This window comes from Clostridium sp. Marseille-Q5894 (genome assembly GCF_946902305.1).
Lineage (GTDB): Bacteria > Bacillota_I > Bacilli_A > Erysipelotrichales > Coprobacillaceae > Thomasclavelia.
The window spans coordinates 187,544-202,743 of the sequence record NZ_CAMPPT010000005.1 but is presented as its reverse complement, the minus strand read 5'-3'; the positions used below and the strand labels follow the sequence as shown (position 1 = coordinate 202,743).

The window sequence follows — 15,200 nt, the reverse complement described above, 5'->3', positions numbered from 1 at the left end:
ACCACCATTTTTATGGAGAAAAAAAAATATGAAGAATTTAAAAAAATATTTATGTAAGAGTTATGAAAAATACAAAAGATCTTTTTTTGCTATTCATACAGCACTGATTACTTTCATTATATCGATAAATACAGTCTATGCTGAAAGCAATACAGGGGCAATTGACAATTTTGTTACGTATATCACTGACTGGATGGTAAAAATCGGCGGAGTTATCGCACTGATTGGAGGAGTGATGTTCTGTGCAGGATGGACGAGAGATGATGCAGATGGAAAATACAGAGGGTTAATGGTAGTTATGGCAGGATTTATGCTAATTGGTATTGCTAAATCCCCTGATATATTCGGACTATAAGGATTGATTTTATGTTTGATAATCTTATTATAGAAATATTTAATCTTTCTTTCACCATCCTCGGTCAGACAATATCATGCAGTAATCTTACAAAAACAGTAGTTCATCTATTAAGCCTAAATAATATACAAAATGAATTGAGTTCATTGTGGAGTTTAGGCTCAATGGCACATAGCGTAATCCTCCCCTTTGGATACTCCCTTTTGACACTATTCTGTATGCTTGAACTGTTGCAAAGAATGAGTGATCCAGAGCGAGTGACTTGGGAACGGGTCGCAATGACGATCTGCAAGTTTATCTTTATAAAAGTTATTATGACAAACAGTTATAAATTTGCAACAATGATTTTACAAATAACTCAGGACATATATCACTCGGTATGGGTAAAAATCGGCAGTTCAGGTGCAACGCCGGACTTAGGGCAGATTATGGCTGAAATATGCTCAGGCTCTATGGCTGCCCAGTTAGGTTATTTTGCACTGACGATTATTATATGGGTGATATATTTAGGAACAGTAGTTGGTGTAGTGACTATAGTTTTTACAAGAATATTTAAAATGGTCATCTACAGCAGTACATGTGCAATTCCGTTAGCTATGGCTACAAATGAAGCAACTTCACAGGGAGCTAAACGTTTTTTCATGGCTTTGGCATCTTTAGGGCTGGAAGCTACTGTTATTATGATATCCACTAAAATTTATTCCCTAATGCTGTCAGGATTGAGTGACAGTGCTCAGGGAATAAATGTTGTTCTTGCTGTAATTATAATCAATGCATTATATCTTGGGTTAATGAATTTTGGAAATTCAATAGCTAGAGAATTGACAGGTGCATAGGAGGTTAACATGGATCAAATAGAAATAAGAATTCACGAAGAAATCAATGACTATCATGAAAAATTCTACTGGTTTACTTTCAGGCAGTGGGTAGCGGTTATACTTTTTGGTATTACAGCAGTTCCTTTTTACCTGAAATTCAGGACAATGCTTGGAGAAGATCCAATATCTTATATTATAATTGCATACGCTATTCCATTTGCTTTTATCGGTTTTATTCCAATTCAAAAAATGCCAGCCGAAAAAATAGTGAAATATATTTTCAGAAAAGAAACGGTATTTTTCAAAGAACTGTCTTATAAAACTGAAAAAGAAATCTTTTTAGAAAAGGAGTATATGAAAAAACTTAAACTGGCCACAAGAATAAAAAAAAGTTTATCTAAAAAAGCTTCTCTACAGGTACAGGAAGCCTGCAGGGATTATGTTAAAAATAATATCCAGCAATCAACTTTTGAATCAGATAAAAAAAGCAACAAAGATATTATAAAGGATAAAACAGCTAAAAAGCTCAAAATTACCAGAAAAGAACGAAAAAAAATAAAAGAACAGAAAAAGTTAGAAAAGTTTAAAGCAAAAGCATTAAAAAAAGGCTGGATCAGTGATGTTCAAAATGATACAGTAAATAATTTTTCTGATCATCAGATAGAACAGATGATGATTGAATATTTAAAAAAGAAGGATGCTGAAAAAAATGAGTAAAGTTAAAGTAAAAAATGATTTAATAAATGGTTTAGCTAAAATTAAATCAGAACCCATAGATAAGCCAGTAACCACTCAAAGAGTGATTGAAACATTTTTTAAGGATTTTTATGAAGATACTAAGGTTTTTAAAATAAAAGACGGTTTATATTCAATCTGTTTTGAATATTCAGATATTTCATTTGCAAAAGCAAAATTAGATGTGCAGGAAAATATCTTTTTAAAGTGGGTAGATTATTTAAATTCTTTTTCTCCTGATTGTCATATTCAGGTAATAAATATTATTCAGCCAATAAACAGCAAAACTTTCGAAAAAGAGTATATGCTTCAAAATGTAGAAACGCTCCCCTCTCCTAAAATTGCTGAAGAAACCAACCAGCTTATTGAACTGGGGGTTGGCAATATAAATGAAACTCTAGAATCAAAACGTTATATTGCTGTCACAATAAAAAATGATTCATATGATGATGTTAAGGAAAAATTTATAGATATTCAGCTTAAATCTGAAGAAAAATTTAAGGAGCTTGGCTCTTCTATTAGAAGAATATCTGTAGATGAAAGGTTGGAAATACTTTATAATTTTTTCAACTGCACTAAATGGACAGATAAAAATAATCTATCTATAAAGGAATACGCAAAAAAAGAAAATGCAACCGTATATGATATTTTAGCTCCAAAATCTATTCTGTTTAAAAATAAGGATTTTACATTAATAGATAATAAAAAATTTGTTAAGATATTATATCTTGATGATCTGCCAAGTTCGCTTACTCCAAAACTTTATAATGTTCTTTCGAAACAGAAAATGGAACTTTATATAACGCAAAACATCAACCCTACTAATAGTGCAAAATCTATCAAGAAAGTAAATAAAAAAATTACTGGTATGAAGTCAGAGCGTTTAGCTAAAATAAGAAGAGCAGCTAAACAGCATATTGATTATAATGCTGTTAAGGATGAAAAGTTAGAAGACAAGCTGAGAGATACAAAACAACTTAGAAATGATCTTCAAAAAAACAATCAAAAGATTTTTAGATCTAATCTTCTAATAATGGTTGTAGCTTCAAATGCAGATGAAATGAATCGAAACTGTAAAAGAATCATGGATATAGCAGGTGAACAGTTATGCAATGTAAAACCGCTACTGTTTCAACAGCTTGAAGGGATTCAAAATGTTCTTCCTTTCAGCAGAGATAATTTACAGATATTAAGAACACTTACCTCTGAAGCTACTGCTGTACATGTACCGTTTAATACGAAAGACCTTATTCATAAAGATGGAATATATTATGGTGTGAATCTATTATCGAAAAATCCTGTGATTGTAGATAGGAAAAAGCAGTTAAATGGTAATGGCTGTGTCTTGGCTACTGCGGGTGCTGGGAAGTCTTTTATTATCAAATTTATGATTGAACAGATTATGAATAAATATCCTGACGATGATGTTATTATTGTAGATCTTAATACAGAATACAATAATATTATTAAAGAATTTAATGGACAGACACTGGAAATATCAAATACATCAAAAACTTATTTGAATCCTTTTCACATGGATATAGGATATGATGATAAAGAACCTATCAAATCAAAGATTGAATGGATTCTTGCGTGGTGCGAATCGCTTCTTGGTGGACGTGATCTTACCGGAAGTGAAAAATCAATCATTGATAGATGTGTAAAAAATTTATTTTTTGATTACGAGCGCAGTGGTTTTTCAGACAAATCATTGATTCCCAATTTAAAGAAGTTTTGGGATGAACTAAGCAGTCAGCAGGAATCAGAAGCAAAAAATCTTGCTTTGATTATGGAAAGGTACGCTAAAGGTTCACTGGAAATGTTTGCACATGAAACAAATATAGATATCCATAATAGACTTGTTAGTTTTGATATCAGCAAATTACCTGAATCAATCTTAAAAACCGGATACCTAGTCGTTTTGGATCATATATGGAATCGCATAACTAATAATCGAAAACTCAAGAAAAATACATGGATAATTATTGATGAATTTCATGTTCTGCTTGAAAATGTTTATTCAGCTCAGTTTGTAGCTAAGCTCTATAAAGAAGGCAGAAAATATAATTCATTTCCAACTATCATCACCCAAAATATTGCTGATATTCTTGAAAATAAAAACGGCAGAAAAATCTTAAGCAATAGTGAATTCGCAGTTGTTTTGAAACAGAAACCGCTTGATCTTATTGAGATTTGCAAAATTTTTGATATAAGTAATGAGGAATCAAATTATATAACTGCTGATATATCTGGTCAGGGAATTATTGTATACGGAAATTCAAAAGTACCTTTTAGAAATAATGTACCTAAAGATTTTTATATATACAAACTTAATGACACTTCAAATAATGCGAACATAGCGATACAGCGATGAATGATTCAGAAATAAAAAAAAGTCAGGTACATGATTTGTCAGATGCTTCTAGCGCTTTAAGTGCCGAAATTCTGGCAGTATCAAAAGGTGTAGAAAAACTTCCTTCAGTTGGAATCGAAGTATTAAGTAGAGAAACAGCAAGTCGCATTAAAACTATCAGCGGTGATGGAGATTCTATATCAGATGCTAAAACATCTGATATAGAATCCCCGCTCAATAAAAAAACCAGTGGTATAAAGACGATCAGCAATAGCGAAAATGAAATATCGATCGACAAAACATCTGATATAAGATTTGTATTCAATGAAAAAAGAAGCGGTATAAAAACCAGAGTCAATGAATCATATGCTGAAGATACAGGAGCTGTGTACGTATCAAAAAATATGATTAAAACAAGAGTAGCTAATATCGAAAAAAAGGAAACAACGTATAATTCTGTAGACAGTGAAAAAATTGTAGATATTAAAACAAAAGATACAAAGGTGCGTTTTGGTATAAATACAGGAACTGTTTCCAAAGGTCTTAAAAAAACCGGCAGTGCTTTAAAAAAACCGGCAAAACTGATTAAGTCAGGTTCTGATATTCAAAATGGGGATTCGACAATTGATAAAGAAGCAGGAAAAAGTATTGCTAATCTTTCTGTCAGAAAAGGGACACACATTATTAAAAATAAAGTATTTCTGCTTCTAAAAAAGATATTAAAAAAATTAACGCTGCGACTTTCGATTTTTCTTTCGTTTTTAATTATACCGGCAATTATTATATGTGTATGCGGAGCTGGTGTATCCAGTGTTTTTGGATCTTCAGGCGGAAAGGAAGTAATAAACCAGTATGAAAACTACTGTACAACATGGTCACAAAACTATGATTCAAAAGTCGGCTTATTTGAGCAGAATAATCCTAATGGTTCAATTATCTGTAATTATGGTGTCCGTGGCAGATGTGACTGGAAAGCAGTTTTATCGTTGATACAGGCAATATTTGAGGAACCGTCATTTTCAGAGGAAGAACAAAAAGTTCTTTCGATTTTTGAAAACCAGAATAAAGATGGTCTTTATGAAACACATATAGAAACAAATACTAACGGAGTTGCAACTCTTGAAATAAAAAACGCAACATTTGATGATTATGTAGACTGCCTAAAGAAAAACAGCAGTTATATAAACAGTAAGGTAGTTGAAGAAGCAAAAGAGTATTATAATTCTGAAAATCTAATATCTGAATTCAGTGTTGATTTTCAAGTAAAGTATGGATCAAATGACAGCATTGAAGGCGGAACTGTTGTTTCAGGTAACAGTACTCTTGGAAATGCAATAGCACAAAAAGCATTAACACGATTAGGATATATGTATGTCTGGGGTGGATGTCACTCTATGAATCAGGTCAAGGATCCAAACTGGACAAAATTTGACTGTTCTGGATTGATATGCTGGGCGTATTATCAGGCAGGTGCTAATATCGGTACGCAGACTACAAAAAGTTTATCAAAGATGGGAAAGAAAATTTCTTTTTCTGAATTACAGGCAGGCGATATTCTTCTGTATTCAAAAGATGGAACGTATAACGGTATACACCATGTAACGCTTTATATTGGCGGTGGCAGAGTTGTTCATGCGCCTCAAACAGGTAAAGCCATAACAACTAAATCAGTAGAAAGCTATAAAAAACACCTGTATTCATGTAGAAGATTATATTAATAACAGATAACAAACTGTTATCTATATTTAGAATAAAATAATTATTGATTTTTAAAAAATAAGTAGAATTTTATTATTCTATATGATAAACTAATAATTGATGAGGGAGTATCAGCAATAGTTTCTCAAAAATCAGTTGTTGTATGTATGATAATTACTCCCTCGTTAAATTGCTTTTTAGACAGTCGATGGCTGTCTTTTTTATTTTAATTAAAGAAGGTAACAATATGAAAAATAATTTAATATGCATAAAAAATTTAAAAAAAGAAGGATTTTCCGTTGTAGCAGATGAAAATACTAGGGATATGTTTTATGTTGAACATATGTATCCTGTTGGAAGTCGGATTCCGGACGAAGAAATGTTAAAAGAAATGGATGATGCAATTTACGAGTTGTACAAAGGAGGAAAATTATGACTAAAAAATATAAAGCTTCCCCTGAACAGATAAAAAAAGCTAAAGAAAAACTGGATAAAACACTACAGGAAAGCGAGCATGTCATCAGTGATCTGATTGAGAATTATGAGACCTCATCAAACGATCTGCATGAACTGCTCGCTTTTTCATCCAAATTCTATAAATATTCGTTAAAAAATACAGCACTTATTTTTAAGCAGAATCCATATGCGAGTTTTTGTGCTTCCTTTAAAGACTGGAAAGCTAAAAATGCCAATATAAAAAAAGGTTCAAAGGGCATGACTATACTTGTTCCAAAAACTATCAAATATATTTATGACAAAAATAGTGAAAAATATATTAAATGGAGCGAAGCAAAAGATGATATCAAAGAGCAGGCTAAGAGCGGTAAACTGAAGATTTATGAAAAACTAGTATACGGAACCGGAACTGTTTTTGATATTAGTCAAACAGATTATCCAAAAGAGAAATACCCTGCCCTGCTGTCAGTTGGCTATGAATCAAAAGAGCATGGGAAACTTGCTGATGTACTTGCAGATTACTGCCGAACATTAGGATGTAATGTCTGCTGTGAGCAGTTTGATTCAATTACATTGAGCGGGTTTTATGATTATAAGAAAGATACAATCGCTGTTAATTCATTATTAGATGACACTGCAAAATTATCAACTCTATCACATGAGTTTGGACATATGATTTCAAATCACAATTTTATAGATGGTAAAAGTCCATTGCATAAAGAATTTGAAGCAGATGTAATAAGTATTATGTTTCATAAAAATTATGGACTTGAAATCCCGATCAGACGAAAAGAACATTTTAAGAAAGTTTTTGACAGTCTGATAGAAGAAATAAAAGAGCTGGGAGAAAATAAAAAAGATACTGCTGATGTTAAAAGCTATGTAAACAAAAAAATTGAAACACTCATTTCTGATGCCTTTGAAAATTACAAAAAGCACGCTATGCGTCTGGATGAACTTAATCGTGAAAAAATACAAGAGGTTAAGACTGAGAAAATAGAAAATGAAAAAGATTACTCAAAAGCAGAAATCGAAATTAATATATAGTGGTCAGGTATGACCAGAAGGAGCTAATATGGAAGAACAGTTATTAGGCGGTTAATCGCATGAAGATAATTAATATAAGGTGGTGTGAAAATGATTGATGAAACTGAATTATTGATGCTCTATCGCAGAAAGAAAAGAAAAAAAATTATAATTATTTCTATCATAGTAGTGACTATAGCTCTTATAAGCATATCAGGTTTTCTGTTTACTTATAAATATATGAATTTTAATTATTTTGATTCTGAAATAAAAATGAATACTGATGATTATGAATTTTCTAATGATGTTTTTAGAATCGCATCCAGCAAAAGCAGAAACACTGATATTGAAGATTTAATTAAATCTTACAATAAAGAGTATTTTGAATTAAAAGTTAGTAATGATAAAGAAACAAAAAAATGTTTAAAGAGTTTAAAAAACGGAACACCAGGTACTTATCAGGCAAATATTATATTTAAAAATGATTATCACACAGAGAAATCAGTTTTAAAGATTAATATTTATGATGATATACCTCCTGTTTTGGAATTATCACAGGAAATTATTGAAATCAACACAAATGACAGTATTGATTATAAATCATATATAATCAAAGCTGAGGATAATATTGATAAATTAAGTGTAGAAGATGTTATTCATAATGAAATAAACACTGCGGTAAGCGGTAGTTATGTATTAAACTATGTTCTTCAGGATAAAGCAGGCAATGAGACATCCAAAGATATTCAGGTTACCGTTAAACAACCGGTAACTGTTAATAGTGATACAGTGGCTGATTCATCAGCTGATGAATCAATGAGTAGAAAAAATGTCACATCCAGTCCATCTGATAAAAAAGAAAAGCCATCTGCTGAAAATAAATTCTTTAGCGGAAATTCAATTGATTCTTATAATCAGGCACTGGAATATGCAGAAAAAAATGGAAAAAACGGATATGAAGTTAAACCTACAGGTGAAGGCTTTCAAGTAACTTTATATTAGTACCATAAATTAAAATATGTTTATTGAAAGGAAGAATAAAATGGTTTTATTTGAAACTGTTAGAGATCTGCGGTTTGCGGATAATATTGAAAATACTTTATCATCTATTGATAATGAATTGAAAAAAGCCAATCTGTTAAAAGAACGTGAACTGGAATTAAAAGATAAAGAAATAAAATTAAAAAAAGATAATGATTTTTCAAAAGAGGATTATAAAAAAGCTTTTGAGGAGGCATGTGCCCGACTAGAGGATATGGACAAGATTTTATATAAAATAGATCAGTCAATTGAACCCTTTTCTAAAGAAAGATACCAAAATATAATACTCACTAATATTCATAAATTAGAAAAAACTGAAAATAGTAAATTTCCAGAAGTGTTGGAAATTTCAAAAGAAGAATTTGACCAGTTCACTAAAACGTTTAATCGAAATAAAACAGAGTATAAAGAATATTGTGAACAGGTTCAACAAAATTTTGGGAGCAGTTTTATGTTTTTTGATTTTGAAAATCGTAAATACATATGTTATGATTTTATTCAAGGAGAAAACGGCTTACCGAATATTGAAGAAATTACAAATAGAGAACTTGCATTACAGTGGCTTGATGGTCAGATTGAAATAGATGAAGTTAAAGAAATAGAAAATAAAATGAATATAGAATTAGATATTGAAATGTAAACAACTGGTCATATATAACCAGTTGTTTTTTTTATATGTTACTGTGTTTGAACATATATAATGTTCAAATTTTTAAGGGGTTTGGGGACTTTCCCCAACAAGCTACCGCAGGTAGGGTGTCCGGACAGACACCATGCTTGCAAAATTTCAAATCACTAGCCAGCGCTTTGAAATTTGAAAGAAACGTGACCGTTTCTTAGCGTGCGCGCACGCAAAAAATCTCAACCAAAAACAGCGCTCATATGAATGCTGTTTTTGGTTGGCTTTATATTTTTTCTACGGTTTTTAGGAAGGAGTAAATATGTCAAGAAGAGAAAATAAAAAAAGATATGAACTGTATTTTACCAATGATGAATGGAAAAAAATTAACTGGCTTGTAAAGCAGTACAACTCAAAAGATATTGCTTCTTTTGTACGTAATCGGGTACTAAATGGAAAAATAGTTGTAGAAAGCATTCCCAGCAAAGATGAAGTTATAAGTGAAATAAAACAAGTCGGGAATAATATCAATCAGATTGCAAGAAAACTCAACAGTCTGTCTAAAAATACTGTTGCCACAAAACAAGATATGCTTCAGGCGAAACTGCTTGCTAAGCAGTGTCTTGAAGAGCAGAAAAAACTGTATAAAATTATTTCAAAAAAACTTTATATCATTCATGAGGAAGTAACTGATTATGACAGTGACATTTAGAAAAGCACTGCATAAGAATATCCTTGGTTGTTTAAAATATATTGTCAATCCACAAAAAACAGATGGCGGACTGCTTGTCAGCGGAATCAACTGTTCACCTGATGCAAATCTTGCACACAATGAAATGCTGATGATGAACCGTTTATATAACAATAAAGGAAAACGTACCGGCTATCATATTTATCAGTCATTTAATTGCATTGATAAACTGACTTATGAAGAAGCACATGAAATAGGAATAGAAACTGCTAAACGGTTATATCCGGATTTTCAGGCAGTTGTAGCTACTCATATTGATAAAGCACATATACATAATCATATAGTTTTAAACAGTGTCAATATCAAGACGGGAAAGAAACTTACTGACAGTTTATGGCATGAGGAAGGAATATCGAATCTGCGCAAGGTATCTGATGAAATAAGTAAAGAATACGGGCTAACGGTATTAAATGATGCTCCACCAATAAACAAATACAGCAACAAAAATTTTTTGTACAATTTTGCAAATAAGTCATGGAGAGCACAAATAAAAGAAGATATAGAACGACTAATTGAAAATGCTGAAGACTTTGAAGAACTGCTTGAACTTTTAGAAAATGAAGGATATTTAATAAACCGTGGTAAATATATAAGTGTCAAAACTTTCGGGATGAAAAGATTTGTGAGATTAAAAACTATTGATGATGGAAAATATTCAGAGAAAAACCTTCGACAAAGGATAAAATCTATTCGTTACAGGACTTATCAGGATCAGTTGCTTGAATCAAAACATATTTTATATAAGAATATCGGTGGAGAACAAAAATCCAATAAAATAGATTGCAACAAATTAAGCGGTTATATGTCTTTACAGCAGTATAAGATGAAAACTTTTATAAATAAGCAGGATGCTTTGGCTAATAATTTAACAGATGAAAACAGCGGTGAATATTATAAAAGGCGCTATCTTATAGTGAAAGAAATTAATCAGATCAATAAAGTTTTTGAAATAATGAATAGTGAAAAAATAAATAGCTACAACGATATCGATCAGCGTATCCTGCAATATGAAGATGATTATTCCTGTTTAAAAAGAAATTATGATCATCTTAAGATTCACAATCGCCAGCTCCAGAAACTTATGCCGATAGCCAAAATTTACATTGAAACCTGTTATTTTAATGATGCTTTAAAAGAGTGCAGTTCAGCTGATAAAATAGAAATGGAAAAGACCTACTGTAAAGAACTTAAATTATTTGAAGAAGCTAAAAAAGAATTAAATGCTTTTAAACCAACTACATCTATAGAAGAAGCAAAACAGATTATAACAGAAGCAAATACATTAAAAGCTGAGACTAATGCCTGCCTGCTTGCGATAAAAAAAATCGAAGAAAAGATAGACAGACTTAATTATATAAAATCATACAGCTATCGTAATGAGATTGATAAAATGAATAAAATACTGACTAAAGGCTTTTATGCAAATAAAGAGCAGATACTCGACAGTGATAGAGAAGGAAAAAAACTTGTTATGCTTCGTGATCAAAAAACTTGTATAGAAGTTGATAAAGAAGCTGTATCATGGGTGAAGTATAATAAAAAAGCATACATATATATAATTGAAGATGAGCAGTATAGAGTTTATGACAAAGAAAATAAAAAGTATTATGATGAAATCACGGGTAAAAATATTGATACTTTAGAAAAAAACAGATCAGTAAATTATGAGTATAATTATTAGTAAATTAAGCAAATTATATTGAAAAAATGAATAAAATATTATATAATGACTATAGTTTAATGAATGGAAACATTCAAAAAAGCGGTGTTCCCCACCAGATAAGCGGGCATGGAAAAAGCGGTGTTCCCCACCAGATAAGCGGGTATGGAAAAAGCGGTGTTCCCCACCAGATAAGCGGGTATGGAAAAAGTTGAAAAGCTAGAGAATGATCTCTAGCTTTTCGTTTGGAGGAAATAAGATGAAAGAAAAGAATCCTGTATATAAATTAGTAATTGTAGATACTAGTTATTGTGATTTTTTAAGAAAGTACGACTATAGAGTAAGCTATAATGCTAATGAGAAGGAATTAAGACCGTTCGTTGGAGTTTTGTTTACTATAAATAATTGCAAATATTTTGCACCATTATCTTCACCTAAGCCAAAACATTTAAAAATGAAAAATCAAATCGATTTTTATAAAATTGATAGTGGAAAACTGGGTGCAATAAATTTTAATAATATGATCCCGATTCCTGATCGCAGTTATACAGTGATTAATACAAACGCTGTATGTTTAACATATGCAGAGAAAAGATATCAAAATTTATTAAGAGACCAATTAAGATGGTTAAATCGTGAGGGCGGTGGACTAAGAGAGAAAGCGTTAAAATTATATAAAAAAAGAACAAACAATAATTTGCCTCAAAGAGTTGCTGAAAGGTGTTGTGATTTTAAGACACTTGAACTAAAGTGTAGAGAATATACTGAAAAAACAATTGAAAATGATGTGGATGACATGAATTTAGATAATGATGATATTGGTTTAACAATTTAAAAATATTTCTTTTGAGAAATGCTGATAAAGCGAGTGAACACATATGTTCACTCGCTCTTTTTATTTTCCACTCTTATCCATTTGCCGTTAATGTAATGAAACTTATAAGGATAAAGACATTTGTCTTCAACTAAATGACTGCATCCAGTACAAGCTTTTTCTTTTTTAAAATCAGGTGGAATTTTTATTTTATATCCATATGGACATAATGCATTTTCTAACTCTTTTTTAGAATTGAAAGGCTGATGTATTAACGAACTGTTTTCATACTTGTTATTTAGATAGCTGACTGATTTTTTTAAACACTCCTCAAAAATTATGTTTTTAAGCTCATCAAGTTTTTCGTAATCCTTTATTAAATCATTAATGTTTATATGGAAATTGTATTGACTGACAGGAATATTTTTTTTATCAAAATAGAGTTTTACAATAAATTCATTATCATCAATAATAAATGTAAAAGTATTATTTTTATGATTAATATTGGAAACTTTATACTGCAAAATTTTTTTTGCTTCAATTCTTTTTTTCAACTCTTTGTTTTTTAAATAGATTTTCAAATATTTCATGGTTTCTTTTGAAATATTTAATATTTCAGGATAATCACTCTCATTTAACTGTTGCCATATAAATTCGGGTATAAAATTGTTAATATTAAAGTAACAGTGGTTTTCATGCATCTTGTGCCTAAAATGATTTTTTTGTTTTTCTGAAAAAACAGCAATCAGTGGTTTTTTGCACTGCGGACATATACAATTGCAATTTATACCTGCTTCATCTTCTCTAAGGTCATTTATGGTTACTAATAAATTATTTCTCAAACCAAAAGGTATTTTATTATCACGCATCTTATAGTCTCCTGTTATAAATGAATAAATTTAAAATTAGTGGTCATACATGACTACTAATTTTTTTGTATATCTTTCTCATTGAGTTCCAGCAATGTATTTCCATCTTGATCTATAAAACATAATCTGGTTTCAGTTGCTTTTGCTAAAAGAATAAGATCACTTACCCGATATGAATCAGTAGTTCTTTTTTTGTTCATTGTTTGAGGAATGGCGCCAATTGTTCTTCCAAAATCAGCAAATGAAAGTCCTTTTCCAGCTAAAAGAGATTTTATTTTTAAAGTTATTTTTGAATCATCTTTTTTATTTTTACGCATTGTTGTTCACCTCATCATTATTATACCTCTAAAAATATAAATAATCAATTTTTATTATAAAATAGTAAAAAAACATTATTGATGTATTGAAAATAATAATAAAAAAATATTATTATTTAATCATAAAAGATTATTTTTTAAACTATTATGAATGGAGAGAGTAATGATGATTATGAAGAGAATAAACCACTTTGATACCCGAAGGATAGCTATTTATATAAGAGTATCAACAAAAAAACAATATGAAGAAGGATGTAGTTTAGAAGTCCAGGAGAACCAGTGCAGAAAATTTGTGTATAAAATGGGATATACTGATGATGATATTGATATATATTCAGATGGCGGAAAATCAGGTACTAATATCAATCGTGCAGATTTATTAGATCTTTTAGATGGAATAAAAAAAGGATTATATAAAATGGTTGTTATGATGAAATTTGATCGACTGACTAGAGACCTCATTGACTTTAATTCAATCATAAAAATATGTAACAATATGGAGTGTTCTTTGATTCCGCTTGACAATCCTAAAACGGATTTAAAAAATCCTATGGAAAAAGCCAATGCAAATGTTTCAATGATTTTTTCTCAACTTCAACCTGAACTTACTTCACAAAGGGTTAAAGATGTGATTCGAGATAAACTCGAAAATGGTTTGTATCCATTTGGTGGCAAACCACCATTGGGATATATCAGAGAAACCAGTGAAAAACTGGTGATTTCAAACAATATTGAAGAAGTTAGAGTTGTGAAAAGAATTTTTCATGAAATTTCAATAGGAAAAAGTGCATTGCAGTTAGCTGCTGAGTTAACCATTGAACAGGCTTTAGGGCGTTCGTGGGTGGATAAAACACTTATTAGAATGTGTAAAAATAGAATTTATATCGGTGAGGTTGAATGGAACGGTAAAATATATAAAAATATTTTAACGGATTTAATAATAGATAGAGATACTTTTTATAGAGCAAATTATTTTATTAATCGATCTGCAAGAATTAGAAAATATGATTATGCGTATCATAATCTTTGTACGTGCAATGACTGTTCAACGCATTTAGAACAAAAAACAACAAATAAAAAAGGTAAAATATACTTTTATTATTACTGTCCAAAATGTAATAAAAGAATTAATGAAAAAATAATAGATCGTCAATTAACAAATGTTACTAATGATCTATATAATAAAGAAATTTTGAATATAGAAAAAAGCGGTGAAGAAAAGGAAATCGAAAAAGAGATAAAGCGATTGTCAAAAATTATTTCAAACTATTATGAACTAACAGTTACAGAAGGAACAAAAGAACAGTTATTAGAATATAATGATTTTAAAAAAAGAACTGATAAAAAAATAAGTTATTATAAAAAACAGTTAAAAAATATTCAGGAAATTCAAAGAAAGAAAGTAAGCCATAGTATTACTTCTATAAGCAAAGAATTAAAATGTCAGCTTTTCCAAAAATATGTAAAAGACATTAAAATAAATTTGGTAGAAAAAAAAGTTCTTAAAATAACTAGAATTTAGTTGATAAACACCTGTTATTATAGTATAATGTCTGTAGAGGAACTATGGTACAATAACTTTGATTTTTAAGAGGCATGAGTTCGATTATATCGATCAATATGGCTCCATAAATAAAAGATAGTCGATGTAATCGGCTTTTTTATTTACATTTAAACTCACATTAAAA

At 30.2% G+C, this 15,200-nt stretch carries 15 protein-coding genes; 13 read left to right on the top strand and 2 right to left on the bottom strand.

What is annotated here, in order from left to right; genetic code table 11:
* Positions 1-28 precede the first annotated feature (28 nt).
* The 12 genes from OC535_RS09485 to OC535_RS09430 all read left to right on the top strand — a co-directional run bounded on the left by OC535_RS09485 (position 29) and on the right by OC535_RS09430 (position 12,347).
* A complete protein-coding gene (locus OC535_RS09485) occupies positions 29-355 on the top strand; it encodes a hypothetical protein (protein WP_195643815.1) in 327 nt (108 codons plus the stop codon).
* Positions 356-519: 164 nt separating this feature from the next.
* Positions 520-1,191, top strand: a complete 672-nt coding sequence (locus OC535_RS09480) for a hypothetical protein (protein WP_498823669.1) — start codon at positions 520-522, stop codon at positions 1,189-1,191.
* A gap of 9 nt (positions 1,192-1,200) precedes the next feature.
* Positions 1,201-1,890, top strand: coding sequence for a PrgI family protein (locus OC535_RS09475; protein WP_498823668.1), 690 nt, complete (start codon positions 1,201-1,203; stop codon positions 1,888-1,890).
* Positions 1,883-4,282: a VirB4-like conjugal transfer ATPase, CD1110 family gene (locus OC535_RS09470; RefSeq protein WP_498823667.1), complete on the top strand. Its 2,400-nt coding sequence runs from the start codon at positions 1,883-1,885 to the stop codon at positions 4,280-4,282. The genes OC535_RS09475 and OC535_RS09470 overlap by 8 nt, the downstream gene beginning before the upstream one ends.
* Positions 4,279-5,979: a C40 family peptidase gene (locus OC535_RS09465; protein ID WP_498823666.1), complete on the top strand. Its 1,701-nt coding sequence runs from the start codon at positions 4,279-4,281 to the stop codon at positions 5,977-5,979. Before OC535_RS09470 ends, OC535_RS09465 begins: the two co-directional genes overlap by 4 nt.
* 227 nt (positions 5,980-6,206) lie before the next feature.
* Positions 6,207-6,395, top strand: coding sequence for a hypothetical protein (locus OC535_RS09460; RefSeq protein ID WP_498823665.1), 189 nt, complete (start codon positions 6,207-6,209; stop codon positions 6,393-6,395).
* Positions 6,392-7,462: an ArdC-like ssDNA-binding domain-containing protein gene (locus tag OC535_RS09455; RefSeq protein WP_498823664.1), complete on the top strand. Its 1,071-nt coding sequence runs from the start codon at positions 6,392-6,394 to the stop codon at positions 7,460-7,462. Before OC535_RS09460 ends, OC535_RS09455 begins: the two co-directional genes overlap by 4 nt.
* 90 nt (positions 7,463-7,552) lie before the next feature.
* Positions 7,553-8,443 carry a hypothetical protein gene (locus OC535_RS09450; RefSeq protein ID WP_498823663.1) on the top strand — a complete coding sequence of 297 codons (891 nt, stop codon included), beginning with the start codon at positions 7,553-7,555 and terminating at the stop codon, positions 8,441-8,443.
* 40 nt (positions 8,444-8,483) lie between these two features.
* Positions 8,484-9,122, top strand: a complete 639-nt coding sequence (locus tag OC535_RS09445) for a hypothetical protein (protein WP_498823662.1) — start codon at positions 8,484-8,486, stop codon at positions 9,120-9,122.
* Between the two features lie 301 nt (positions 9,123-9,423).
* On the top strand, positions 9,424-9,813 hold the full coding sequence (locus OC535_RS09440) for a plasmid mobilization protein (RefSeq protein WP_498823661.1): 390 nt from the start codon (positions 9,424-9,426) through the stop codon (positions 9,811-9,813).
* Positions 9,797-11,533 (top strand): relaxase/mobilization nuclease domain-containing protein, encoded by a 1,737-nt coding sequence (locus OC535_RS09435; protein WP_498823660.1) that lies wholly within the window; start codon positions 9,797-9,799, stop codon positions 11,531-11,533. Before OC535_RS09440 ends, OC535_RS09435 begins: the two co-directional genes overlap by 17 nt.
* A gap of 238 nt (positions 11,534-11,771) precedes the next feature.
* Positions 11,772-12,347, top strand: a complete 576-nt coding sequence (locus OC535_RS09430; RefSeq protein WP_498823659.1) for a type III toxin-antitoxin system ToxN/AbiQ family toxin — start codon at positions 11,772-11,774, stop codon at positions 12,345-12,347.
* Positions 12,348-12,394: 47 nt separating this feature from the next.
* Here OC535_RS09430 and OC535_RS09425 read toward each other — a convergent pair whose 3' ends face one another.
* Together OC535_RS09425 and OC535_RS09420 are read right to left on the bottom strand one after the other, a co-directional pair.
* Positions 12,395-13,195: a hypothetical protein gene (locus tag OC535_RS09425; RefSeq protein WP_498823658.1), complete on the bottom strand. Its 801-nt coding sequence runs from the start codon at positions 13,193-13,195 to the stop codon at positions 12,395-12,397.
* Positions 13,196-13,251: 56 nt separating this feature from the next.
* The gene (locus OC535_RS09420; RefSeq protein WP_498823657.1) at positions 13,252-13,512 is read right to left on the bottom strand and encodes a hypothetical protein; all 261 of its coding nucleotides are present in this window, start codon (positions 13,510-13,512) and stop codon (positions 13,252-13,254) included.
* A 166-nt stretch (positions 13,513-13,678) separates the two neighbouring features.
* Here OC535_RS09420 and OC535_RS09415 point away from each other — a divergent pair, with 166 nt between their 5' ends.
* A complete protein-coding gene (locus OC535_RS09415) occupies positions 13,679-15,034 on the top strand; it encodes a recombinase family protein (RefSeq protein ID WP_498823656.1) in 1,356 nt (451 codons plus the stop codon).
* Positions 15,035-15,200: the final 166 nt, after the last annotated feature.